This is a genomic window from Ruegeria sp. B1 (genome assembly GCF_056535885.1).
Genome location: NZ_JBQFJA010000001.1, coordinates 2,988,580 through 3,012,290 on the forward strand (window position 1 = coordinate 2,988,580; position 23,711 = coordinate 3,012,290).

Annotated in this window: 20 protein-coding genes, 1 tRNA gene and 1 pseudogene; 8 read left to right on the top strand and 14 right to left on the bottom strand. The window is 57.9% G+C overall.

Annotation, left to right across the window (positions count from 1 at the left end):
• Nucleotides 1-48: 48 nt before the first annotated feature.
• A complete protein-coding gene (locus ACR3ES_RS14800) occupies nucleotides 49-591 on the top strand; it encodes a Nif11-like leader peptide family RiPP precursor (protein ID WP_480423794.1) in 543 nt (180 codons plus the stop codon).
• A 150-nt stretch (nucleotides 592-741) separates the two neighbouring features.
• On the opposite strand, the gene ACR3ES_RS14805 is transcribed toward ACR3ES_RS14800, so the two are convergent.
• From ACR3ES_RS14805 to pyrH, 11 genes are all read right to left on the bottom strand, one after another.
• On the bottom strand, nucleotides 742-1,188 hold the full coding sequence (locus ACR3ES_RS14805; RefSeq protein WP_170430139.1) for a GNAT family N-acetyltransferase: 447 nt from the start codon (nucleotides 1,186-1,188) through the stop codon (nucleotides 742-744).
• A 117-nt stretch (nucleotides 1,189-1,305) separates the two neighbouring features.
• A tRNA-Ser gene (locus tag ACR3ES_RS14810) sits at nucleotides 1,306-1,395 on the bottom strand.
• 156 nt (nucleotides 1,396-1,551) lie between these two features.
• A complete protein-coding gene (locus ACR3ES_RS14815; protein ID WP_170430137.1) occupies nucleotides 1,552-3,987 on the bottom strand; it encodes a DUF3772 domain-containing protein in 2,436 nt (811 codons plus the stop codon).
• On the bottom strand, nucleotides 3,987-5,021 hold the full coding sequence (locus ACR3ES_RS14820; RefSeq protein WP_170430135.1) for a cysteine synthase A: 1,035 nt from the start codon (nucleotides 5,019-5,021) through the stop codon (nucleotides 3,987-3,989). Before ACR3ES_RS14820 ends, ACR3ES_RS14815 begins: the two co-directional genes overlap by 1 nt.
• A gap of 68 nt (nucleotides 5,022-5,089) precedes the next feature.
• Nucleotides 5,090-5,824 carry an NUDIX domain-containing protein gene (locus ACR3ES_RS14825; protein WP_480634725.1) on the bottom strand — a complete coding sequence of 245 codons (735 nt, stop codon included), beginning with the start codon at nucleotides 5,822-5,824 and terminating at the stop codon, nucleotides 5,090-5,092.
• A 14-nt stretch (nucleotides 5,825-5,838) separates the two neighbouring features.
• Nucleotides 5,839-6,204 (bottom strand): gamma-glutamylcyclotransferase family protein, encoded by a 366-nt coding sequence (locus tag ACR3ES_RS14830; protein ID WP_480634726.1) that lies wholly within the window; start codon nucleotides 6,202-6,204, stop codon nucleotides 5,839-5,841.
• A 30-nt stretch (nucleotides 6,205-6,234) separates the two neighbouring features.
• Nucleotides 6,235-6,675 carry a TrgA family protein gene (locus ACR3ES_RS14835; RefSeq protein WP_170430131.1) on the bottom strand — a complete coding sequence of 147 codons (441 nt, stop codon included), beginning with the start codon at nucleotides 6,673-6,675 and terminating at the stop codon, nucleotides 6,235-6,237.
• 16 nt (nucleotides 6,676-6,691) lie between these two features.
• The gene (locus ACR3ES_RS14840; protein WP_170430129.1) at nucleotides 6,692-7,900 is read right to left on the bottom strand and encodes an SAM-dependent methyltransferase; all 1,209 of its coding nucleotides are present in this window, start codon (nucleotides 7,898-7,900) and stop codon (nucleotides 6,692-6,694) included.
• Nucleotides 7,901-7,969: 69 nt separating this feature from the next.
• On the bottom strand, nucleotides 7,970-9,394 hold the full coding sequence (locus ACR3ES_RS14845; protein ID WP_170430127.1) for a cryptochrome/photolyase family protein: 1,425 nt from the start codon (nucleotides 9,392-9,394) through the stop codon (nucleotides 7,970-7,972).
• Between the two features lie 48 nt (nucleotides 9,395-9,442).
• Complete coding sequence (locus ACR3ES_RS14850; RefSeq protein ID WP_170430125.1) at nucleotides 9,443-10,669, bottom strand: aminotransferase class V-fold PLP-dependent enzyme; 1,227 nt, start codon at nucleotides 10,667-10,669, stop codon at nucleotides 9,443-9,445.
• Between the two features lie 265 nt (nucleotides 10,670-10,934).
• Nucleotides 10,935-11,687, bottom strand: a complete 753-nt coding sequence (gene pyrH / locus ACR3ES_RS14855; protein WP_170430124.1) for a UMP kinase — start codon at nucleotides 11,685-11,687, stop codon at nucleotides 10,935-10,937.
• Between the two features lie 97 nt (nucleotides 11,688-11,784).
• Between pyrH and miaA the strand changes: the two genes are divergently transcribed.
• The 5 genes and pseudogenes from miaA (at nucleotide 11,785) to ACR3ES_RS14880 (ending at nucleotide 19,527) form a co-directional block, all read left to right on the top strand.
• The gene (miaA, locus tag ACR3ES_RS14860; protein WP_170430122.1) at nucleotides 11,785-12,678 is read left to right on the top strand and encodes a tRNA (adenosine(37)-N6)-dimethylallyltransferase MiaA; all 894 of its coding nucleotides are present in this window, start codon (nucleotides 11,785-11,787) and stop codon (nucleotides 12,676-12,678) included.
• 357 nt (nucleotides 12,679-13,035) lie between these two features.
• Nucleotides 13,036-14,706 carry an ABC transporter substrate-binding protein gene (locus tag ACR3ES_RS14865; RefSeq protein WP_170430616.1) on the top strand — a complete coding sequence of 557 codons (1,671 nt, stop codon included), beginning with the start codon at nucleotides 13,036-13,038 and terminating at the stop codon, nucleotides 14,704-14,706.
• Nucleotides 14,707-14,827: 121 nt separating this feature from the next.
• The gene (locus tag ACR3ES_RS14870) at nucleotides 14,828-15,874 is read left to right on the top strand and encodes an ABC transporter permease (RefSeq protein WP_170430119.1); all 1,047 of its coding nucleotides are present in this window, start codon (nucleotides 14,828-14,830) and stop codon (nucleotides 15,872-15,874) included.
• An 11-nt stretch (nucleotides 15,875-15,885) separates the two neighbouring features.
• On the top strand, nucleotides 15,886-17,349 hold the full coding sequence (locus ACR3ES_RS14875) for an ABC transporter permease (protein ID WP_170430117.1): 1,464 nt from the start codon (nucleotides 15,886-15,888) through the stop codon (nucleotides 17,347-17,349).
• Between the two features lie 91 nt (nucleotides 17,350-17,440).
• Nucleotides 17,441-19,527: pseudogene (locus ACR3ES_RS14880) on the top strand (dipeptide ABC transporter ATP-binding protein).
• Nucleotides 19,528-19,626: 99 nt separating this feature from the next.
• On the opposite strand, the gene ACR3ES_RS14885 reads toward ACR3ES_RS14880, so the two are convergent.
• Nucleotides 19,627-20,205 carry a lytic transglycosylase domain-containing protein gene (locus ACR3ES_RS14885; RefSeq protein WP_170430113.1) on the bottom strand — a complete coding sequence of 193 codons (579 nt, stop codon included), beginning with the start codon at nucleotides 20,203-20,205 and terminating at the stop codon, nucleotides 19,627-19,629.
• Between the two features lie 203 nt (nucleotides 20,206-20,408).
• Between ACR3ES_RS14885 and ssb the strand changes: the two genes are divergently transcribed.
• Together ssb and ACR3ES_RS14895 are read left to right on the top strand one after the other, a co-directional pair.
• Nucleotides 20,409-20,894 carry a single-stranded DNA-binding protein gene (gene ssb, locus ACR3ES_RS14890; RefSeq protein WP_170430111.1) on the top strand — a complete coding sequence of 162 codons (486 nt, stop codon included), beginning with the start codon at nucleotides 20,409-20,411 and terminating at the stop codon, nucleotides 20,892-20,894.
• A gap of 18 nt (nucleotides 20,895-20,912) precedes the next feature.
• Nucleotides 20,913-21,983: a site-2 protease family protein gene (locus tag ACR3ES_RS14895; protein WP_170430109.1), complete on the top strand. Its 1,071-nt coding sequence runs from the start codon at nucleotides 20,913-20,915 to the stop codon at nucleotides 21,981-21,983.
• Nucleotides 21,984-21,994: 11 nt separating this feature from the next.
• Here the strand turns inward: ACR3ES_RS14895 and aroB are convergent, their stop codons facing one another.
• Both aroB and ACR3ES_RS14905 read right to left on the bottom strand, forming a co-directional pair.
• Nucleotides 21,995-23,107 carry a 3-dehydroquinate synthase gene (gene aroB / locus ACR3ES_RS14900; protein WP_170430107.1) on the bottom strand — a complete coding sequence of 371 codons (1,113 nt, stop codon included), beginning with the start codon at nucleotides 23,105-23,107 and terminating at the stop codon, nucleotides 21,995-21,997.
• Entirely contained in the window at nucleotides 23,108-23,695 is a 588-nt protein-coding gene (locus ACR3ES_RS14905) for a shikimate kinase (RefSeq protein WP_170430105.1), read from the bottom strand. It lies immediately after the preceding gene.
• Nucleotides 23,696-23,711: the final 16 nt, after the last annotated feature.

Here is a 23,711-nt window from a genome sequence, read left to right on the forward strand (position 1 = left end):
GATAACGCGACCTGTTCGGTCGCCATCGCGCCCCGATAAAGAGATTGGATGCCGAACTTTCATGATCAGTTCTGCGAAACGATACGCAGTCGCACTGCCTCGGTCGGCTACGTCTATGCTCCTTCAAAATGCCGCGCCGCATGCAACGACTTTGAGCCCGGTGAAGACCGGTCATCGAAAGCTCGTTTCAAGTGGCTATCAGCAGGCATCTGTGTTAAGAAAATCAATACGACTGTTTTAGTCTATGGGAGATTTGGCATGAGTGTTGAAAACCTAAAGGAGTATGCCCGTCGTTGCGCCGCTGATCCAGAATTGCGCGCCAGAGCCAAAGAAATCGGCGCCACGGATCTCGATGGACAGATCGCACATGCGGCATCCTTGGGTTTGAATTGGACCAAGGATGACATGGTCGCTTTCCAAGAGGAGATCCAAGGCGATGGGGAGCTTGGCGAAGAGGATCTCGAGAAAGTCGCCGGTGGGGTTGTAACCACAACAACCGGAGTTGCGGCGGTTTCTCTTGCTTCGGCCGCTGTTGCATCGGCCGGAACTGCAGCGACGGCTACCAGTACAACAACTGGTGGCGGCTGGTAACTAAGTCTAAGCCGACTTCGCATGCCTCGATGAAGACACCGAAACCGGCGACTAACGCACTGTCCGTCTGGCGTGAGCGTCCTCCCTGCCCGCTCGTTGACCGGCGTGCTGGTTTTGCAACGTCCGCTCTGGGTTCAAAGCGACCTAGAACTAATCGACCCTAGTCCACCTGTGCTCAACGTCTATTAGGCTTGATCCATCGTCAAACACTTCCATCTCACGACCAATTTCGATGAGATCCTCACGGCGGTAAAATCGTCGCGCATCTTCGTTTTTCTCATATGCCCACACTGTGATCCACTGCCGATCTTCTTTGGCTAGGTCCAGCAATGCCTTGCCTATACCGTTGCCACGCGCTTCCTCCGCAACGTAGAGCCCCGTAATGTTGTCTTCAGTACGGGCACAAAACCCCAAGATGCGGCCATTTTTATGTGCGACCCACCCTATCTCTTCATCGAATATGCTGCTCCAAAACTCTGTCATGGGAGCAAGGTTATCTAATGGAACCATCCACGGTGTTTCATCGCCCCAATCTTGAATGATCTGGGAGCATGCTTCGGCATCTGTTGGCATTGCCAGACGAAATTCATACTTCATCCTACCGATAATGAACCGCCTCCTTTGTGATGTCTATTGTCCGCATCGAACGGCAAAAAAGTCCGCAAAAAGATCGTCAAGTAAGGTGTGAGAGCCCGCCACACACTCGGCGGGGAATGGCGGAGAGACAGGGATTCGAACCCTGGAGACGGTTTCCCGCCTACACACTTTCCAGGCGTGCGCCTTCGACCACTCGGCCACCTCTCCGTGCCGGCGATGTTTGGACCAACACATCCGGATTTGCAAGGGCTCAATAGCGGGTTTCCGACCAAGCCTCCTCAAATTGACCCGGGAACCGAACCCGTGAAACCGGTCCTCGTTTTCCAGCCGCGTAAGTCCGCCGTGAAATCGGCCAGACCAAGGTCAGACTTCGTCGCCACCGTCCGGATCCAGATCCTTTTCAGTCAACGTGGCGGGTCTGGGTGATGCGTCTTTGGCCGGTGCTTGCCCTGCCTCCGACGTGTCCGTGGATAGCGCCGTGGATCCGTGCAAGACCTCCGGGTTACGCAGCCACAAATCGCGCTGAGCAAAGGGAATCTCGATACCCTCTTCGGCGAAGCGCTGGTTGATCTGGTGGTTCATATCGGATTTCACCGACAGAACCCAGTTCACGTCCCGCAGAATCGCGCGGATTTCGAAATCCAGGGAATCCGCGCCAAACCCCTGGAACACCACGCTGGGCGCCGGATTCGCCAGCACCATCGGATGGCCATTGGCAATTTCACCCAGAATGGATTCGACCTTGCTGGTGTCCGTGCCATAGGCCACGCCAATAGGCACAATCACGCGGCCAATTGTGTTGCCGCGTGTGTAGTTTGTCACCACGCCGCTGATCAGATCCGAGTTCGGGACAATGACATCCGTCCGATCAAAGGTCTCGATCCGCGTGGACCGCACCGAAATGTCGCGGACATAGCCCATCATTCCGTTCACATCGATCCAGTCGCCTTTGGAAATCGGGCGCTCAACCAACAGGATGATACCCGACACGAAGTTCGACACAATTGTTTGTAACCCAAAGCCAATGCCGACAGACAAGGCACCGGCGACAATGGCAAGCGAAGACAAATCGAAGCCTGCGACCATGATGGCGACCAAGGCCGCCAGGAAAATCCCCACATACCCCGAACCGGCCACAATAGCGTTTTGTCCGCCCGGATCGATGCTGGTCTTGGGCAGCAGCGAGTTTCGAAGCCCGCTTTGCAACAGCCGCGTCAGCGCATAGCCAATCACGAACACGGCGACAAAGGTCAGGAAGTTGCTGGGCGAAATCGTGATCCCACCAATATTGAAGCCCTGTAACAGCCGAGACCAGACTTCCAGCAAGTCCGCTTCACGTGCGCCCCAATAGATCGCCAGGATGGGCAATGCCAGGATCGACAAGGCAAACCCGACCAGTACAGCAAACAGCGAGTCCCTTGCCGCATCGCCCTGCCCTGTGATCCAACCGTAGACCTGGCTGATAAAGCGTTGAAATATGACCAACGCAGCGATGAGGACGAGCGTTTTTACAGCCGGAAACACAATCGCTTCGGCGGCGTTGATATAGCCAAAAACCGCCAGCAACGGGGTTATGATGCCCAGCAGAAATACGGCGCGGCGCAGAAACTCGATCACTTGTGTAAACCCGGCGGCACGCACGGTGGTGTTCTGATCCGACCCATCACCCTGAATTTCGTTGGTCCGGATATGTCGAATTCGCAGCAGCAAAAGTGCCGTCGCTACGATCACGGGGAAGGTGACCACCGCCCGCGTCGCATCTGAGATGTTTTCGATCTGCTCGAACAGCAGCGCAAGTTCATGCAGGATCAGCATGACGGCAAGGAAATCGATATAAACACGCAGTTCGGTAATTCTGGCTGGGGAAATACGTTTGAAATCGCTTGCCGCGCTCATCACGTATATCTGGCGACCGATCCAATCATAAAACAGGATGATCGCCGCCCAATACGGAACCTCTTCCAGCAGAAGTGTCCCGCGCAGCCCCAGAACATCGGTCAGATCAATTGCCGTGACCGCGGCGACAACGCCGATCCAGGGCAAAATGATCCGAAGCAGGGAAATCACAAAGGTCCACGCGCCCGCGCCGCTGCCGCCGAACCTGCGCAGATAATCCCCACCCTTTTCTGACCAGTATTTTCCAAAGATCAGCAAAACGGCCGACACCGCCAGCAATACAAATATACCCAATCCACGATTGGTGATTTGCTCGCGCACAACGTCCGTTCGCATGTTCTCGACGGTTTCGTTGACAAGGCTGCGAACAGCTTCTTTGACATCGACCCAGGCCGGGCCCCAATAAACCGGATTGATCGGCGACGGCCCTTTTTCAAGCAGCTCTTTCTTCTGACGATCACGGAGGATTTGGTCGATTTCACTGATCAACCCGTTGGCGCGGCTAAAGGCTTCTTCGGAGATAATCCGCGGAACCCGCAGGCTGTTGAGCTGATTTTCTAAATGCTCGCGCAACAGGGCGATGTCTTCGGGTTCTGTGGCATCACCTTCGGGCTTGGGCCCAAGAGCCGTCAACTGGCTTTCGAGTGTTTGAATGCGTTCCGTATTTGCACCGCGTGCTCGATTGAAGTCTTCGCGATAGCCATTTATTTCTGAACGTAAATTCTCCATCGCGGCGTTCGACGCACGGTTCGTGTCGATCACCGCCTCGGCCCGGTCCGCCGTTCTGATCCAACCCTGATAGTACTCGCTCTGTCGATCCGACAGCTGCGCCTGTGCGGCGCCGCTGAAACCGATCAGGCACAGGGTGACAAGGACAAGAAACAGGCGGACCTGCCGGAGCATCACACGTCCTCGAAAACGCCGGGAATACTGCGCGGAGCTTCGGTCATCCAGTCAGGCACCGGCAGTTCTTTTTCCCGTAGGAATTCAGGGTTGAACAGTTTGGACTGATAGCGGGTGCCGTAATCGCATAAGATGGTTACGATTGTATGGCCCGGCCCCAGGTCCTTGGCCAGACGAACGGCCCCAGCCATATTGATCGCGGTAGAGCCTCCCATAACCAGACCTTCTTCGCGCAGCAGATTGAAGATGTATGGCAAGGCCTCAGTGTCGGTCATCTGGTAGGAATAATCCGGCTTGAAACCTTCGAGGTTTTTGGTGATCCGGACCTGTCCGATGCCTTCGGCTATGGAACTGCCCTCCATCGCGATTTCGCCAGTGGTGTAATAGGAATAGAGGCCCGCGCCCATTGGATCGACCAGACCGATCTTGACGCCCTTGGGCTGCAACGCGTCGGCCACACCGGCCAACGTGCCACCCGAACCCACGGCGCAGATGAACCCGTCCACCTTGCCGTCGGTCTGTTCCCAGATTTCAGGACCGGTGGTTTCCACATGCGCCTGACGGTTGGCGACGTTGTCAAACTGATTGGCCCAGATCGCACCGTTGGGTTCGCTTTGCGCCAGTTCCTCGGCCAGACGACGGGAATAGTGTACGAAATTGTTGGGGTTGCGATACGGCGCGGCCGGAACCTGCACAAGTTGGGCCCCTGCCAGACGCAGCATGTCTTTTTTCTCTTCAGACTGCGTTTCCGGGATGACAATCACGGTCTTGAACCCCATCGAGGCCCCGACCAGAGCCAACCCGATACCGGTGTTGCCCGCTGTCCCTTCGACAATCGTGCCGCCCGGTTTCAGATCACCGCGTGCGACGGCGTCGCGAATGATATAGAGTGCTGCGCGGTCTTTTACGGACTGGCCCGGATTCATGAACTCGGCTTTTCCGAGAATTTCGCATCCGGTCTCGTCACTGATGCGGCGCAGCCGGATCAACGGTGTTTTGCCGACTGCGTCAGCGAGGTCTCGTGCAATGCGCATGGCACCCTCTTGTCATTTGGTATCATGGAAGATTTACAGGCGCGGTGCGTCGACCACAAGCGCGTTAGTCACCCACGCAAACGGTCTCGGTTGCGGGCCAGCCAATGGGCCAGCGATAATAGCGGCAAATCTTTGAAAACGTTCCGGTCCACGCGATCCATGAACTCACTGAACGGCAGGATTTCACTGCGGATATCCTCTCCTTCGGAGGCCAAACCTCCGGTGTCGGTGGTGTCCGTGAGGTCGGCCAACCCGACATAGAGGTAGATGAACTCGGTCGACGATCCGCTCGACGAATAGGCCCCGCCCGCATATTCAAGACTGTCGAGCGTGACATGCGCCTCTTCCGTCGCCTCGCGATAGGCGGCCTGTTCGGGCGTTTCGCCGGGGTCGATCATTCCGGCGACCGGCTCCCACATCCAGGGCTCGGGATCTTCGATAAGAAACACCACGGGCCGGAACTGTTCCACCAGCAGGACCGTATCCCGTACCGGATCGTAAGGCAGAACGACCACCGCACTGCCTTGCAACAGCCCGCTGCGGTTCAGAACCGGACCCATCGACCCATCATGTTGACGGTGCTCCAGCGCGATCTCTTCCATGCCAAAATAGTTAACATATGCCCGCGTGTGCGTGTGGACGATCACGTCTTTGGCGGTATCCCGTGGGTCGCCTGATCTGCGCTTGCGCGCAAACAGCTTGGCCCAGGCCCGGGTTTGCATCGGTGGCATACGGCTGGCCATGGCGCGCGCCTCGACCCGGCCGAAATACGCCATCTCTTCCTCGGCGGCCAGAACGGTCACCTCGCCCAGAGCGTCTATCCAGCCCTGCAGCGACCAGAGCGGCCCCGGCTGCCAGACACCCGGTGTCGGAAAAAGACCTGCGCCGGAGCGTCAGACCCGTCATCTAGCTGCACGGTCACGGGCGCGAGATCATAATCGAACCCGCCTTCGTAAAAGGCCAGCCTTTGCAGATCAACGTCGCTCAACCCGCGCACCAGTATGCCCTGCGCCTGCGCACCCGGTGTCCTGAGGATCATCGGAAAGGTATGGCCCTGCACGGCATGAACGGCATGGTCCGCAAGCACTGCAGACACGGTCGTCAATGCGGACTCGCCCAGGCCCAGCACACATTCCAGCAGGGGCAGATGCCGCAAAGTGCCGTAAAAGAACAGATCAGACACGTGGGGTACTCTTGCGTTGAATTCTCGGGATTAACGCCAGCGGCGGCTTGCTTCTTCGGTCAAGAGGCCGGTGAGGACCGCTCCGACGCCCAATGTGATCAGGATTTCCGGGACCAGTAATAACTGCCCGTAGTCGACTCCGATTTTGAAGATGGCCAGCAACGCTTCGAATGGGCCGTCATACCGATGGCGCATCGCAAGGCGAAACATTTCGTAGCAGCCCTGAACAAACAGGGCCCAAAATACCAAAGAGACAACGCCGGTCAGACCGTTATTGATACCGGCGGTCCAGCCCCGCCCCGCACGCTTGCCCATGATCGCCCAGCCGCAAATCCAGCCCAGAGCCACGTTGACATAGGTGAAGTAGCCATAGTCTTTGCCCTCTTCACCATTGTCGATGATCATGCTCGACACCAGAAAAGCCACGACCATAAGACAAACAGCGGCTACGAGACGCGAGGCACTGGGCATTTCCGACTTCCGTTCCTTAACTGGGCTTTGCTATGGTGATCTGTGTCACATCGCAATTGCCCGTGTCAAAGGCCGCGCCGCAGGCGGTCAAATAATAATTCCACATGCGGCGAAAACGCTCGTCAAAGCCCATGTCCGAGACCTGATCCCACTTGGCATTGAACGTCTCGTACCAGCGGCGCAACGTCAGGTCATAGCTTTTGCCAAACTCCTTGGACCCCACCAGATCCAGCCCGGCTTGCTCGATCTGCTGTCGCAGCACGGTCGGGGACGGCAACATACCACCCGGAAAGATGTATTTCTGAATGAAATCAACGCCGTTTTTGTAGAAATCCCATCTGTGGTCGCCCACAGTGATGATCTGCAACGTCGCCTGCGCACCGGGTTTCAGACGGTCGCGGACGGTCTCGAAATAGACCGGCCAGTACTTTTGCCCGACCGCTTCAAACATCTCGATGGACGCGATCCCGTCATACTGGCCGCGTTCGTCACGATAATCCTGTAACTTGAAATCCACCTGATCCGAAAGACCAGCATTATCAATACGCTGCTGCGCGTACTTCAACTGTTCTTTGCTGATTGTCAGACCTGTCACGCGCAACCCGCGTTCCTTGGCGGCATATTCAGCGAACCCGCCCCAGCCACACCCGATCTCAAGCACATGATCGCCGGGCTTGGCGCCCATCTCGTCCACGAGACTGGCGTATTTGGCCGTTTGCGCCTTTTCCAGACTTTCCTGCCCGCTTTCGAACAAAGCGCTGGAATAGGTCATCGTATCGTCCAGCCACAACGCATAGAAATCATTCCCCAGATCATAGTGATAGGAGATGTTCTTTTTTGCCTGCACTCGATTGTTCCGATGCAGCCAGAACCGCAGCCTCTCATAGGCCTGAACCAAAAACTGGCCAGTGAACCCGTCATAAACAGTCTCGGTGCCCAAATGCACCAGATCCATGAAGGATCGCAGATCAGGGGTGCTCCACTGGCCTTCCAGGTAGGCATCGGAAAAGCCGAGCTCGCCTTCGCGGATCAGCCGCGCGAAGACGTCCGGGTCATAAATATCCACCTGCGCAACCGGACCCGGTTTTGCCCCTTCGGTGCGAAACCTGCGGCCATCCGGCAGATTTATGTCCAGACGCCCAGACTCCATTTTGCTCAACATCTTGAAGACTTGCGCGAAATACCTTGGCAAGTTTTTTTGGCCATCGGTCGTCGTCAGGATCATCCGCTCTCCCCTCTGCGGTGGTTTGTGCAGGCTAGGCCGCGATTTTGTTTCTGGCAAGTTTTCAGTTCCTTACTGGTTTTTTCTACGCTCATACGCCGCCAAGGCCCGGCTGCGACCTTCGGATAACGCAACAACCGGTGACGGGTAGTCTGCGTCTGGCCGCAGCCCCCATGATCTGGGAACAGCCTCAAAATAGGACAGCGCCGTCTGGCTGGGATCAGGGTACCCTTCGGCGATCCACTGCCGCAGATAGGCGGCTTCCGGGTCGAACCGCTCCTGCTGGGTATTAGGGTTGAAAATCCGAAAATAAGGCGATGCGTCCGGACCAGAGCCAGCGACCCATTGCCATCCCATGGCGTTGGCTGCCGGATCCCAGTCGACCAGACAGTCCTCAAACCAGGCCATCCCGAGTTTCCAGTGGGTCAACAGGTGCTTCGTCAGGTAACTTGCCACGATCATCCGGGCGCGGTTGTGCATGCGACCCGTCACATACATTTGCCGTAGCCCAGCATCGACCACCGGGATACCCGTTCTTGCCTGTCTCCACGCCGTCACGTGGGGATGGTCCGTGTCCGTTTTCCATGGAAAGCCATCCCATTCGGGTTTCCAGTTGTCGGTCAGAATGTGTGGGCTGTGATACATCAGATGATAGGCAAATTCGCGCCAGACAAGTTGGCGCAGATACACCTCGGTCCCGGAAACACCCGTAAAGGCTGCGCGCTGCACCTGATGCCAAATCCGGCGCGGCCCGATCTCGCCGAGGGACAGATACTCGGACAGGTTCGAAGCGCCGTCCCGGTCCAGCCGATCCCGGTCGCTGGAATAGTTGCTGATCTGATCCAGAAATGCGTCCAGCCGATCCTGCGCAGCCTGTTCGCCGGGTCGGACATGGGGGCGTACGATGTCCCTGCCCCGGTTCATGGAATCACCCAGCCCCCAACTGGACAGATCCTCGGATGGCGGCCATTGCGCAGGTGCCGCAAGCCGGTCCGGTGGCGCGTCCGGTAGTGGCACCTCACGGTTTTGCACCGCGCGCCACATCGGGGTGAAAACACGAAACGGTTGACCTGCTTTTGTCGCAACGGTCCAGGGCTCGAATAGCAAATGCCCGGCGAAAGACTTGGCTTGGACACCTTGTTGGGTCAACGCCGCCTTGATCTGCGTATCCCGTGCGATGGCCGCAGGGTCATAAGTACGTGACCAGAAAACCGCACCCGCACCGGTTTCCGACACCAGCTGCTGCAATTGGGTCAGGGCATCCCCCCGACGCAGGATCAGACGGCTGCCGATCCGGGCCAGGGACTGCGCGAATACCTCCAGCCCCAGGCCCAGACGCCATTTGGGCGCCGCGCCGAGTTGTTGAACCAGATCGTCGAAGACAAAGACAGAAATGATCGGGCGACCGGTCTCAAACGCCGCCCGCAGCGCAGGATGATCCGACAGGCGCAAATCCCGTCGGAACCACAAAATGATCGGAGATTGCGCCTGCGCCATCTTTGCCCTGCTGTTTTTCTCGGTATACGAAACAGAGCCAACACCGGATCACAAAACGCGATCAAGTGCCTTTAAAAGCTGATCAATTTCCTGTTTCGAAGTATAGTGCGTAAAGCTGACACGCAGCACACCCTGGCTCGTCTCCACGCCCATAGCCTGCAATGGGCGAACGGCGTAAAAGTCGCCTCCGCCCGCCATCACACCGTGCTGCGCCAACTCTGCCGCCACCGGTTCCGCTGCACGGTTCAGCGCCAGCGCAACCGTCGGCGCCCGTCGCTCGGCCTCAGACGTGCCGATCAGGCGCACCGCGTTACGATCCTTGACCGCGTCAAGCAACGGTTGCAGCAATGTCACTTCGTGGGCGCGCATCAGGTCATGGACATAAGCGCCCTGCTCCGCTGCCCCCGAAGACGGTCCGCCATGATGCGTGCACAGCAGATCCACATAGTCCGCCATCCCCGCACTTGCAGCGATCTGCGCGTGGTCGGGCCCTGCCGGCGTGAATCGTTTGTACAAAACATCGCCGTTGAAATAGTGTGCCTGGTTGGGCAAGAGCTCTCCCAGCGTGCGGCGCACAACCATACAGCCCTGATGGGGCCCATAGGTCTTGTAAGATGAAAACAGGTAGATGTCGGGGCCCAGATCACCAACATTCGGAAATCCGTGCGGGGCATAAGACACGCCGTCCACACAGACAAAGGCTCCGGCAGCATGCGCGATTGCGGTAATCTCGGTCACCGGGTTGATTTCACCGATCACGTTCGAGCAATGCGGAAAACAGACGAGACGCACCTTGTCGTCCAGTATGTTTTCAAGGTCTTCAGGGGCCAGAGACCCCGTATCCGGGTCGATCTGCCATTCCCGTATCTCGATCCCCGCCTCGGACAGCCGCCGCCACGGTCCGGAATTGGCCTCGTGATCCTGATTGGTGACAACGATGGCCTCGCCCGGCTTCATCCACTGCCGAAACGCCTGCGCCAGAACATAAGTGTTTTGTGTGGTCGAGGGTCCAAAGCTCAACTCATCCGTATCCACACCGAGAATGGCCGCCATGCGCATACGCGCCTCGTCCATCTCTTCACCCGCCAATCGGCTGGCATCATAGGGCCCGTACGGCTGCACCTTGCGTTGCGTGTAAAACCGCGTCAGCCGGTCGATCACCGGCTTACATGTGTAAGACCCGCCCGCGTTTTCGAAAAAGGCCTGTCCCTGTAGGCTGGGTTCGGAAAAGGCCGGGAACTGCGCCCGAACGAAATCGATGTCCAGAGTGCTCATCGCAACTCGCTCCTCAGTCATGCTGCACAGTCCAAAGAGAGGCCCGCGCATGTTTCCGGACATCTCAGAAATCATGGCAGGTCTTCCAGCCTCGCCGCAGTCAGGGTCCTTTCAATGACCAATCTGCGGCAGTCCTGTGAGTTGATTGCGACATCACCAGAACGGCGCCACGTTGCCGACAGAAGCCGCCAACGTCAAGCATTGCGTGGACAAAAGAAAACCGCGCCGACCGGCCCGGTTTTGGTCACGTAAGGAACCGGGGCTATCAGCCCTGAACCTTGGTATACGTCCCCTCACCCGAGAGGATACCGCGGAACCCGCCGGGCTCATCCAGCCCGAACACGATCAGGGGCAGATTGTTGTCTCGGGCAAGTGCGATGGCCGAGGCGTCCATGACACGCAGCCGTTTGGTAAGAACATCGTCATAGGTCACCGTGTCATAGCGCACCGCATCCGCATGGGTTTTGGGATCCTTATCATAGACCCCGTCAACGCCATTTTTGCCCATGAAAATGGCCTCGCACGCCATTTCGTTGGCGCGCAGCGTCGCTGCCGTGTCTGTCGTAAAGTAGGGGTTGCCCGTCCCGGCAGCAAATATACAGACCCGTTGCTTTTCAAGGTGCCTGACCGCGCGGCGGCGGATGTAAGGCTCACACACCTCGTCCATGCGGATGGCCGAGATCACCCGGGTAAACACCCCAACCTCCTCCAGCGCGGATTGCATCCCCAGCGCATTCATCACGGTGGCCAGCATGCCCATGTAATCCGCCGTGGTCCGTTCCATCCCCTGCGCCGAGCCGCTGAGCCCACGGAAGATGTTGCCGCCGCCGATCACCATGCAAATCTCGACCCCAAGGTCGTGGACCGATTTCACCTCCTCGGCAATACGCTGAACGGTCGGCGGGTGCAGACCGAATCCCTGGTCCCCCATCAGCGCCTCGCCCGAAATCTTCAACATAACGCGTTTGTACTTTGTTTTGGGGGCTTCAGCGGCTTCGGTGGTTGGGGAAAGGCTCATATTGCGCTCCGGGCTGGCACGGGTTTATTTTCCGGCGCAAAATGAAGCAAAAGCTCCGCAGGTTCAATGCGGATGGTGAGGAATGATTTAACCCCTTATGGCCGACCACGCCACAGCACAGGTCTGGAGCAGATTGCCCGACATTCCAGACAGCAAACCAGTGCTGATTGCCGGGCCAACCGCCTCGGGCAAATCCGAACTTGCGCTGCGGATCGCTGAAACCTTTGGCGGGGTGGTTGTGAATGCCGATGCCAGCCAAGTGTACGATTGCTGGCGTGTGATTTCGGCCCGCCCCCCGGTCGAAGAGGAAGCCCGCGCGCCGCATCTGCTTTATGGACACGTCGCCTATGATCAGGACTATTCCACCGGTCACTGGCTGCGCGAGGTCCTTCCTGTGCTGCACGGCGATCAGCGACCGATCATCGTAGGTGGCACAGGTCTTTATTTTTCTGCCCTGACCGAGGGTATGGTTGATATCCCGTCAACTCCGTCACAGGTGCGGTCCACCGCAGACCAGATGTTGCTTGACGACCTGTTGAAAGGCATCGACGCCCAGACGCTGGCGCGTATCGACACAAACAACCGCGCCCGCGTTCAACGGGCCTGGGAGGTGCAACAGTCTACGGGACGCAGTCTTGCGGCCTGGCAGGCGGACACACCGCCACCGGCCCTCGCTTTGAACCAATGCGTCCCAATCGTCTTTGATGTCGACAAAACCTGGTTGCTGGACAGGATCAAACGCCGGTTCGATCAGATGGTTGAAGCCGGAGCCCTTGAAGAGGTCGCAGCGATGCGCACACGGTATGATGCCTCGCTCCCGGCCTTCAAGGCAATCGGTGTACCTGAATTGATCGCCTATCTGGAAGGTCGCATGACCCTGGATCAGGCCAAGGAGCGGGCAACCATTTCCACCCGACAGTTTGCAAAACGTCAGCGCACCTGGTTTCGGGCGCGCATGAGAACCTGGAATCATGTCGATTTCTCAGTGTGATACCCGGTGCGCCCTTTCGTCACTCCTGCCCAAGATGCGAAAACGACCAGAGCCCGGGGCGCAGCACCGTTGTGCCCCATTGCATACCGCGCAAAGCGCGTTCGCGCATTCCGGATTCGGCTGTAGTCGGGCCAGCTTTACTCTCTGGCCGCGTGAAAAGATGTCGCTTTTGTACCCCGAATGACGATTTCGAACATTGACCTTGCCCTTATTCTCGTGCCGAATGCGTCAATGGGGATCGTGGGAATCCAAAAGTAAAGAGAAACCATCCACCTATAGTATGGCGCAAGCTGCGCCAGGTGGTTCAGAAACATCACAAAAAAATCCGTATCACTGGGAGACACCTTCATGAAAGATATGACAGATCAAACACTGACAGGAGCACCGATGCACTGGGCGGCCGAGATGCATGCCCAGGAATATCGCGATGGCAAGCTGAGCCGCCGCGAATTCCTGGCACGCGCAACGGCGTTGGGTATCGCGGCGCCTGCGGCATACGGCCTGATCGGTCTGCAATCGCCAGCAGCGGCTGCCGAGCCCGAGCGCGGCGGCACAATTCGATATCAGATGGAAGTTCGCGCGCTCAAAGATCCACGCACCTACGACTGGACACAGATCGCCACCTTCACCGCGGGCTGGCTCGAGTATCTCGTTGAGTACAACAATGACGGCTCCTTCAAGCCGATGTTGCTGGAAAGCTGGGAAACAAACGACGACGCGACCGAACATACGCTGAATGTTCGCAAGGGTGTGAAGTGGAACAACGGGGACGACTTCACCGCAGAAGACGTGGCGCGCAACATCACCGGATGGTGTGATGCAACGCTTGAAGGCAACTCGATGGCGGCACGTATGGCCACACTGGCCGATCCGGAGACGCAAAAAGCGGCCGATGGCGCGATCACCGTTGTCGACAGCCACACTGTGAAGCTGAAATGTAGCGCCCCGGACATCACGATCATCCCGGGCATGGCCGACTATCCAGCCGCCATTGTGCACAGCAGCTTTGATGCCAATGACATGCTGAGCAACCCGGTTGGAACCGGATTCATGCTGCCGGAAAGCCACGAAGTGGGCGTGAAGGGCGTGCTTGTACGCAACGAAGACCACGAGTGGTGGGGCTATGCGGCTGGCAAAGGCGGCTATATCGACCGGATCGAGTTCATCGATTACAGCACCGACCCTGCCGCGTTCCTTGCGGCCTATGAGGCCGAAGAGATCGACATGAACTGGGAGTCGGTTGGCGAGTTCGTCGACATCTTCGACGGTATCGGTCTGGTCCGCTCGGAAATTCCTTCGGGCTTTACCATTGTCATCCGTCCGAACCAGTTGGCCGAAGACGGCAATGGCAACAAGATCTATGGCGACAAACGCGTACGCCAGGCGCTGGCCATGGCCGTCGACAACGAGGTTTGCCTGGAACTGGGTATGTCCGGATACGGCATCCCGGCCGACAACTGTCACGTCGGTCCGATGCACCCTGAGTATGACTCGGCCGTGACCCGTATTCCTTACGATCCAGCAGGCGCCAAGGCGCTGATGGACGAAGCGGGCATGGGCGATTTCGAACACGAGGTTCAGTCCATTGACGACGACTGGCGCCGGAACACCACGGCGGCCGTGGTGGCCCAGTTGAACGACGCCGGGATCAACGCAAAGCACACAGTGCTTCCAGGATCCACCTTCTGGAACGACTGGACCAAATACGCGTTCTCGTCGACCAACTGGAACCACCGCCCACTGGGAACGCAGGTTCTGGCGCTGGCCTATAAGTCAGGCGTTGCGTGGAATGAATCAGGCTTTGCCAATGAGGAGTTTGACACGCTGCTGGCCGAAGCGAACTCGATCGCCGATGTCGATATGCGCCGCGAGGTGATGGCCAAACTGCAAGCGATCATGATCGACGAAGGCGTGACCATCCAGCCGTATTGGCGAACAGCGATGCGCCACCACCGCGACAACATGGTGGGTGTTGAAAAGCACATCGCGGACCTGCCGCAGATTTACAAGTTCGGTCTGATTGGCTGACTTGATCGAAAAGAGGCCGCGCCTTTTTGGCGCGGCCTTTTCGTCCTGAATGCGGCGACCATAAAAACAGCAATGCGTGGGAAACAGCGGTATCCACGCTGGCCTACCAACAGGGGCTAACATGGGACTTTTCATTTTAAGGCGTGTCGGCATCATGCTTCTGACGGCCTTGTGCCTGACATTCCTGGTGTTCTTTCTGACCAATCTTTATCCGAATCTCGAAAAGCTTGCGAAAACGCAAGGCAACTTTCGGATGTCGGATGAACAAGTTGCCAGTTTCCTGGAGAAAGGCGGATATCTCCAACCAACGCCAGTAAAGTATGGCGAATGGCTGGGTGTCCTGCCCTCTTACCGACACACCAACGACGATGGCACCGTTCAGGGCAGATGCATTCTGCCGGGCAAGACGGCTGAGGAGTCACCAAATTTCTGCGGTATCCTGCAAGGGTACTGGGGATACTCGAGCGTGTTTAAAGAAGAAGTCTCGACCGTTGTCGGCAACCGGCTGGCCCTGACCGGGCGCCTGATGCTTTGGGTGATGCTGCTGATGGTCCCCTCGGCGCTGATACTGGGCATACTAGCGGGCATGAAAGAGGGATCGGCAACAGACCGGACGCTTTCAACGTTTGCCATCACCACAACGGCAACGCCGGAATATGTCTCGGGCGTGATCTTCATCGCGATCTTCAGCTCGTCGGCCGTGGGGTTGAAATGGTTCAAGGGAACGGCGACGCAGGCGATGGAAAACCCGACATTTGAGAACTTTTTCCTACCGGTTCTGACCATCGCACTGTACGGGATGGGCTATATCGCCCGCATGACCCGCGCCTCGATGACCGAGGTAATGACGGCGCAGTATATCCGCACCGCACGGCTGAAAGGGGTTTCGTTCCCCAACATCGTGATGAAACACGCATTGCGCAATGCGCTGATCGCGCCTTTCACCGTTATCATGCTGCAGTTCCCATGGCTGCTGAACGGCGTGGTGATCGTCGAGACCCTGTTCAACTACAAGGGCTTTGGCTGGGCGCTGGTTCAGGCGGCGGGCAACAACGACATCCAGCTGTTGCTGGCGATCTCGGTCGTGTCGGTCTTTGTGGTGCTGGTGACGCAGCTGATCTCGGATATCGGCTATGTCTACCTCAACCCACGCATCCGGATTTCTTAGGGAGATAGATCATGGAACCACTTACCTGGACCGGCTCTATCGCCTTTCTCAACCCGCTTCTGTTGATCGCGCTGGTGGCACTGGCACTGTCGATTGTGGCCTGGATTCTGGGCAGCATCGTTTTGCCCGAACCGCAGGTCACCGTGAACCCTGATGGCACGGTCAGTGCCTCGGGCGGCTTGCGCGGGCTTACGCAACTGTCCTTGCGCTACAGCTTTGTGGCCTGTACCGCCCTGGCGCTGGCTTATGTGGTGCTGGGGATTGTCATGGGCACAGGCGCCGGCATCATCGGGGCAATTTCCCAGCAATTCCTGCCCGTATGGCTGTCGCTGGTCATCCTGTTTGCAATGTCTATCGCGTTCAAGCGGCGGCTTGGGCTTTATGGCAAGCTGTTCGACAGCCCGATCGGCATGATCGGTTTTGGCCTTGTCATGTTCTGGGTCTTTACCGGAATCTTCGGCGCGCTTGACCTGATCGTGACCCATAATCCGTTGGATCAGGTCTCGGGCATGAAAAACAAGGTGCCGGGGACACCGCTGCCCAATCTGGAAGATGGTGAATACGCCTGGTATCTGCTGGGCGGTGACAATCTGGCGCGTGATGTTTTCAGCCGCATGGTCAAAGGGGCATGGATCGTCGTACAGATCGCGCCGCTGGCCACCATGTTCGCCTTTATGGTGGGGATCACGCTGGGGCTGCCGGCAGGATACTACGGTGGCCGTCTGGACACGTTCCTGTCGTTCCTGGCCAACCTGATCCTGGCGTTTCCGGTGATCCTGTTGTTCTACCTGCTGGTGACACCGGAAATCGTAGCCACGGGCGTGCCGAACTATATGGCTGCGGTCCTGTTCGTCTTTCCGATTGCGTTTATCGGCGTTCTGCTGAACTCACGGTTCTACACCCGGCCGAGTTTCCGCACACCGCTGTTGATCGGTGTGTTGGGCATCGCGATCTGGCTGTACCTTTCACTGATTTCAACAGGTGGCTACATCGTCAACACTGAGACCTACAGGATCTGGGGTCTGCCGACTTATCTGGATCTGTTCGACATTCCGGGCGGTATTCTGGTGGTCTTTGTCTCTGTCGTGTTCGTCAACTCGCCCACGGTGTTCCGTATCGTGCGCGGTCTGGCGCTGGACATCAAAACACGCGACTACGTGGCTGCGGCACAAACCCGAGGTGAAGGACCCTGGTACATCATGCTGTGGGAAATCCTGCCCAACGCCCGTGGCCCGCTGATCGTCGATTTCTGTCTGCGGATTGGATATACGACGATCCTGCTGGGAACCCTTGGTTTCTTTGGGCTGGGTCTGCCGCCTGAAAGCCCGGACTGGGGTTCAACGATCAACGAGGGGCGGAAACTGCTGTCGGTTTACCTGCACCCCGCCCTTCCACCGGCCTTGGCCCTGTTGTCGTTGGTTCTTGGTCTGAACCTGCTGGCGGATGGCCTGCGCGAAGAAAGCCTGAAGGACTGATGTGAGCTGCTCTGGGGGCGCTGCCCCCAGACCCCGGGGATATTTTTAGTCAGATGAAGGGGATCCCCGGACTCTCGTGAGGAGATGCAAGATGAACAAACTTGCCGATTATGACGGCCCGATCCTGGAGATCGACAAGCTGTCCATATCCTTTTTCACCCGCCTTCGTGAAATACCTGCGGTGATGGACTTTTCGGTTAGCGTTCAACCGGGTGAGGCCGTTGGCCTTGTGGGGGAATCCGGATGCGGCAAGTCCACCGTGGCGTTGGGTGTCATGCAGGATCTGGGCAAAAACGGTCGCATTGTCGGCGGCACCATCAAGTTCAAGGGCCGCGATCTCAGCGAAATGACGGCGGACGAGCTGCGCGACATTCGCGGCAATGAGATCGCCATGATCTATCAGGAACCCATGGCCTCGCTGAACCCAGCGATGAAAATCGGCAAACAGCTGATGGAAGTGCCGATGATCCACGAGGGCGTCAGCCAGGAAGAGGCCCGTGCCCGCGCGTTGGAGGTGGTCACCGATGTGCGCCTGCCCGACCCCGAGCGGATGCTGAACAGCTTTCCGCACCAATTGTCCGGTGGTCAGCAGCAGCGCATCGTTATCGCCATGGCGCTGATGTCCAAACCGTCCCTGTTGATCCTGGACGAGCCGACCACGGCGCTAGATGTGACGGTCGAGGCGGCTGTTGTCGAATTGGTCAAGGATCTGGGCAAGAAGTATGGCACATCGATGCTATTCATTTCGCACAATCTAGGGCTGGTTCTGGAGACCTGCGACCGGCTGTGCGTGATGTATTCCGGTGAGGCGGTGGAACGTGGGTCGATCCATGACGTGTTTGACGAGATGCAGCACCCGTACACGCAGGCGCTGTTCCGGTCGATCCCACTGCCGGGCGCAGACAAGAACGCGCGACCGTTGGTGGCCATTCCGGGGAATTTCCCCCTGCCCCACGAACGACCGCCGGGCTGCAATTTCGGTCCGCGCTGTGACTACTTCGAAGAAGGCCGCTGCGATGCCCAGAACATCCTTATGGAGGCCGTTCCGGGGAATGACCGGCATCACACGCGCTGTCTGAAATTCAAAGAGATTGATTGGAATGCGCCGATTACCGTTGCCGAGCAGAAGGAAAAAGGGGAGATCGGGCGCACCGTCCTGAAAATGGACAACCTCAAGAAGTACTATGAAGTGGCTGCCAATGCGCTGTTTGGGGGCGGCGAAAAGAAGGTGGTCAAGGCGAATGAAACCCTGAGTTTCGAGGCTCATGAATCTGAAACTCTGGCCATTGTGGGAGAATCGGGTTGTGGCAAATCGACCTTTGCGAAGGTTCTGATGGGGTTGGAAACCGCGACCGACGGCCAGATCCTGTTGGACAATCGCAATATCGAAGATGTGCCCATCGAGGGACGTGACGCCAAAACCGTTGGCGAGGTTCAGATGGTGTTCCAGAACCCCTTTGACACGCTGAATCCTTCGATGACGGTTGGGCGTCAGATCATTCGCGCATTGGAGATCTTTGGCGTCGGAAACTCGGAAGCCGACCGCAAGAAACGCATGCTGGAGTTGCTGGATCTGGTCAAACTGCCGCGCGCGTTTGCGGATCGCATGCCACGGCAATTGTCAGGCGGGCAGAAACAGCGTGTCGGGATTGCCCGGGCCTTTGCCGGCGACGCGCGGATTGTTGTGGCGGACGAGCCGGTATCGGCCCTCGACGTATCGGTGCAGGCGGCGGTGACCGACCTGCTGATGGAAATACAGCGCAAACACAAGACGACGCTGCTGTTCATCAGTCACGACCTGTCGATCGTGCGCTATCTCAGCGACCGCGTGATGGTGATGTATCTGGGCCATGTTGTCGAGCTGGGCACAACCGATCAGGTGTTCTCACCCCCTACCACCCCTATACCGAAGCGTTGCTGAGCGCGGTGCCCATTGCCGATACATCGGTCGAGAAACAGCATATCGTGCTGGAAGGTGACATCCCGTCGGCGATGAGCCCGCCGCCCGGATGCCCCTTCCAGACGCGCTGCCGGTGGAAATCCGAGGTGCCCGACGGACGGTGTGAATCCGATGTGCCGCCGGTGAAAACGCTGGCGGACGGTCATCAGATCAAATGTCATCTGGCCGAAGATATCCTTGCGCGGATGGAACCGGTCATCAAAATCGCCGCCGAGTAACGGTGACCGACAAAAGGGGCCGGTCCTTTCTTGTTCGCGTCATGAGTTGAGCCTGCGAGGTTTGCGCCCACTCCGCACTTTTCGTGGATGGGTCGATTGTCAGCCGCCCCAGACGACTTTCACGTAGTTTTGCGTCTCTTTGTAAGGCGGGACGCCACCGTGTTTTTCGACCGCCTGAGGGCCCGCATTGTAGGCTGCAAGTGCCAGCCGCCAGGACTTGAACTTGCGGTACTGCCAGGACAGGTAACGCGCGCCGCCTTCAAGGTTCTGCTGCGGGTCATGCGGGTTCACGCCCAACAGTTTCGCAGTTTGCGGCATCAGCTGCGCCAGCCCCAAGGCCCCCTTGTGCGACTTTGCATGAGGGTTCCAGCCGCTTTCCTGCTGAACGAGGCGCAAAAACAACTCCTCTGGCACACTGTGCAGACGCGCCGCTTCACGCGCCATGGTCAGATACTGACCGCGATAGTTCCCGTTATAGCGTTTGTTGAATTTGCCCCGTTCCGTTTTTGGTTTCAGGCGCTCAGAATCGCGATACTGGGTCGCTGCGCGCGAATCCAGGACCTTGGCTTGCTTGAGGAAAATATCCATCCGGCTCTTGGTGGACAGCGTGTCAGCCTGCACCGGACCTGAAATCAGCGCAAGGCACAGAGTAGTCAAACCAATAACCAGAGAACGCATCCAAACCTGTCCCGCTCGTTCAGAAATCAGCCATATTATAGGTATTCCAGTCGGAAATGAAAGCTTGGTAAAGATCGCGGACAGAAATCTTGCCGAGTGTTGTCGAAATCAACTGTGTTTTAACCATGACGCAGGCCGTATAGGGTCGCACTGATACGCAGCGTCAGATTCGGCGCACTCAGGTTAAAACTACGGGGAGCTTCATGGCGGGTTCAGTCAACAAGGTTATTTTAGTCGGCAATCTGGGCCGCGATCCCGAGGTCAGAACATTTCAGAACGGCGGCAAGGTGTGCAACCTGCGTGTCGCCACCTCCGAGAATTGGAAAGACCGCAACACCGGTGAGCGGCGCGAGCGCACCGAATGGCACTCGGTCGCGATCTTCAACGAAGGTCTTGTCCGGGTGGCAGAGCAGTACCTGCGCAAAGGGTCCAAAGTTTACCTTGAGGGGCAGCTTCAGACCCGCAAGTGGCAGGATCAATCCGGTCAGGACCGCTATTCAACCGAGGTTGTTCTGCAAGGGTTCGGGTCAACACTTGTCATGCTGGATGCACGTGGTGAGGGTGGCGGCCAATCAGGCGGTTACGGCGGCGGTCAGGCCGGTGGCGGGTACGGCGATCCGTATGGCGGCCCGTCCAGCGCACCGGCACCGGCATCAGGCGGAATCGACGACGACGAGATTCCGTTCTAAGCGGAACGGAGGCATATCATGACATGGTCCTTCTCTCTCGGCCGGTTGCTCGGGTCCGAATTGAGGGTCCATGTGACTTTTTTTCTGCTATTGGCATGGGTCGGGTTTGCGGCCTATTCCAGCGGCGGCTGGCCGGCAGCAATTGACAACATCGTGTTTGTTCTTGCGCTGTTTGCGTGCGTCGTGGCGCATGAGTTTGGCCACGCACTGATGGCGCGGCGCTACGGCATCAAGACACCCGACATCACCCTGCTGCCAATCGGAGGCCTGGCCCGGCTCGAGCGAATGCCGGAAAAACCGATGCAGGAGGTCTGGGTGGCCCTGGCGGGGCCTGCCGTCAACGTCGTCATCTGGCTTGTTCTGATCCTTCTGGGTGCCGGAATGCCCGTTGAGACGATTACCCAGATTGACTCGACCAATGTCAGCTTGCTGAACCGATTGGCCTATGTGAACCTGCTGCTTGCGGTGTTTAACATGATCCCGGCGTTCCCGATGGACGGCGGTCGTGTGTTCCGGGCGTTGCTGTGTCTGCGGATGGACCGCGTCAAAGCCACACGTGTCGCCGCGGTGGGCGGCCAGATCGTGGCGGTTGGGTTTGGATTTCTGGGTCTGAGCACCGGCAACCCCATTCTCGTACTGATCGCCGTCTTTGTGTTCATCGCGGCCAATGCGGAAAGCCAGGATGTCGCCCTGCGGTCCGTCGCCCGCCGCGTTCTGGCGCGCGACGCCATGATCACAGAGTTTCGCGCCCTATCGCCCGACGACACCCTGGGGACGGCTGCACAGGCCGTGATTCACACAACTCAGCACGAATTTCCCGTCGTGAATGAAGATGGAAGCTTACTGGGATTTGTGACCCGGGACCGTCTGTTCGCGGCCTTGGCAGGCGACCATCCGCGATCCGACAAGGCCACGTCGATCATGGTTTCCGACATACCGCAGGTTGGGTTGACCGCTGGCCTCGAAGCGGTTCTTGACGGGCTGCACAAAGGCGCCCCAGCCATTGCCGTGCTCAGCCGGTCTGGCCACATGATGGGCTATATCACGCTGGAAAATGTCGGTGAATTGATGGTGATACGCGGGCGCTAAAGCCTATTTTTTCAGGCAATTGCCAGCGCATCCTCAAGCACCGAAAGCACCGCCTCGCGCGGCACATCGGACGTGACAAAAGCCTGCCCGATCCCGCGGGCCAAAACGAACCGCAATTGCCCGTCCACAACCTTTTTGTCCTGACCCATCAAATCGACCAGCGTCTCGGCAGCCGGCAGTTCCCCGGGGATATCCGCCAGATCGGTTTTCATGCCCATCGTGCGCAGATGCGCTCGGACCCGGCTGGGATCCTCTTGCGAACACAGGCCCAAGCGCGATGACAACTCAAACGCCAATGCGCAACCGATTGCCACGCTTTCTCCGTGCAGCAGCCGGTCGGAATACCCGGTTGCCGCCTCGAGGGCATGGCAAAATGTATGACCGAGGTTGAGCAGCGCGCGATCGCCCTGCTCGGTCTCGTCGCGCGCAACGATGTCGGCCTTCATCTGGACCGAACGTGTTACGGCGTGCACACGCGCGTCCATATCCCCGGCAGAGACATCCGGGCCATTCGTCTCCAGCCATTCAAAAAACCCGGCATCACCCAACAGACCATATTTCACCACCTCGCCATAGCCAGACAGAAAATCCCGCCGTGTCATCGTCGCCAGAACAGACGTGTCCGCCAGCACCAGTGAGGGCTGATGAAACGCTCCGATCAGGTTCTTGCCATGCGGCGCATTGATCCCGGTTTTGCCGCCAACCGAACTGTCCACCTGTGCCAAAAGAGAGGTCGGAATCTGAACGAACCTTACTCCGCGCCGCAAGACAGCGGCGGCAAACCCCACCAGATCACCAATAACGCCCCCGCCCAACGCGATGACAACATCCCGACGTTCAATTTTCTCGTCCAGCAACCATTCGACGGCGCGCTCAAACTGCGGCCAGCTTTTGGTTGCCTCGCCGGCTGGCAGGGCCAGCGCGGTCATGTCAATGCCGGCGGACCCCAGCCCATCGCGAAGTGCATCGACATGCAGGGTCGCGACATTTTCATCGGTCACAACCGCCACTTTCGGGCGATACAGCAAGGGTGCAACGCGCGCACCGGACTGCGCCAGCAGGTCCGGCCCGATCTCTACGTCATATGAGCGACCGCCAAGAGCCACATGTACGGTTTCATGCATTTAAATCTGTTCCAAAACATCCGGTCGGGTCAGAAGTGCGGCAACGACCCGGTTCACCATGTTGTCGATAGAGGTTTCTGCATCCGAGTCCACAGTCAAATCAGCCTCAGCATAAAGCGGCACACGTGTCTCGTATAAAGACCGAAGGGTCGCATGAGGATCGGCGGTGCGCAGCAAAGGTCGCGTATCTTTGTGACGCACACGGCCCCACAAGACGTTAAGGTTTGCCCGCAACCAGACGGAGGCGCCGCGCTGCGAGATCATTTGCCGGTTTTCCCGGCTCAGAAACGCTCCGCCGCCCGTGGACAGGATGCCTTTTTTCTCATCCAGCAGCCGTGCGATCACCTGACTTTCCTTAGCACGAAAGAACGGTTCTCCGTCACGTTCAAAAATCTCCGGGATGGTCATATTGGCTGCCGATTCGATCTCGGCATCGCTGTCGAGGAACGCAACCCCCAGCCGCGCGGCCAAGGCACGCCCAACAGCCGTCTTTCCTGCCCCCATCATGCCTACAAGCACTACGGTTTTGTGCAGATCAAAGCGCTGGGTTGTGTCCGCATCTTGCGTATTATGCTTAATTTCGCTCATTTCATCGTGAATGACG

What these genes read in the sequence shown, in the direction of transcription:
- ACR3ES_RS14805 (WP_170430139.1), bottom strand. Translation starts at nt 1,188, where the DNA reads ATGAAGTATGAATTTCGTCTGGCAATGCCAACAGATGCCGAAGCATGC.
- ACR3ES_RS14870 (WP_170430119.1), top strand. Translation starts at nt 14,828, where the DNA reads ATGGGACTTTTCATTTTAAGGCGTGTCGGCATCATGCTTCTGACGGCC.
- ssb (WP_170430111.1), top strand. Translation starts at nt 20,409, where the DNA reads ATGGCGGGTTCAGTCAACAAGGTTATTTTAGTCGGCAATCTGGGCCGC.
- ACR3ES_RS14840 (WP_170430129.1), bottom strand. Translation starts at nt 7,900, where the DNA reads ATGATCCTGACGACGACCGATGGCCAAAAAAACTTGCCAAGGTATTTC.
- ACR3ES_RS14850 (WP_170430125.1), bottom strand. Translation starts at nt 10,669, where the DNA reads ATGAGCACTCTGGACATCGATTTCGTTCGGGCGCAGTTCCCGGCCTTT.
- ACR3ES_RS14800 (WP_480423794.1), top strand. Translation starts at nt 49, where the DNA reads ATGCCGAACTTTCATGATCAGTTCTGCGAAACGATACGCAGTCGCACT.
- ACR3ES_RS14865 (WP_170430616.1), top strand. Translation starts at nt 13,036, where the DNA reads ATGACAGATCAAACACTGACAGGAGCACCGATGCACTGGGCGGCCGAG.
- ACR3ES_RS14905 (WP_170430105.1), bottom strand. Translation starts at nt 23,695, where the DNA reads ATGAGCGAAATTAAGCATAATACGCAAGATGCGGACACAACCCAGCGC.
- ACR3ES_RS14845 (WP_170430127.1), bottom strand. Translation starts at nt 9,394, where the DNA reads ATGGCGCAGGCGCAATCTCCGATCATTTTGTGGTTCCGACGGGATTTG.
- aroB (WP_170430107.1), bottom strand. Translation starts at nt 23,107, where the DNA reads ATGCATGAAACCGTACATGTGGCTCTTGGCGGTCGCTCATATGACGTA.
- ACR3ES_RS14895 (WP_170430109.1), top strand. Translation starts at nt 20,913, where the DNA reads ATGACATGGTCCTTCTCTCTCGGCCGGTTGCTCGGGTCCGAATTGAGG.
- ACR3ES_RS14815 (WP_170430137.1), bottom strand. Translation starts at nt 3,987, where the DNA reads ATGCTCCGGCAGGTCCGCCTGTTTCTTGTCCTTGTCACCCTGTGCCTG.
- ACR3ES_RS14875 (WP_170430117.1), top strand. Translation starts at nt 15,886, where the DNA reads ATGGAACCACTTACCTGGACCGGCTCTATCGCCTTTCTCAACCCGCTT.
- pyrH (WP_170430124.1), bottom strand. Translation starts at nt 11,687, where the DNA reads ATGAGCCTTTCCCCAACCACCGAAGCCGCTGAAGCCCCCAAAACAAAG.
- miaA (WP_170430122.1), top strand. Translation starts at nt 11,785, where the DNA reads ATGGCCGACCACGCCACAGCACAGGTCTGGAGCAGATTGCCCGACATT.
- ACR3ES_RS14835 (WP_170430131.1), bottom strand. Translation starts at nt 6,675, where the DNA reads ATGCCCAGTGCCTCGCGTCTCGTAGCCGCTGTTTGTCTTATGGTCGTG.
- ACR3ES_RS14820 (WP_170430135.1), bottom strand. Translation starts at nt 5,021, where the DNA reads ATGCGCATTGCACGAGACCTCGCTGACGCAGTCGGCAAAACACCGTTG.
- ACR3ES_RS14885 (WP_170430113.1), bottom strand. Translation starts at nt 20,205, where the DNA reads ATGCGTTCTCTGGTTATTGGTTTGACTACTCTGTGCCTTGCGCTGATT.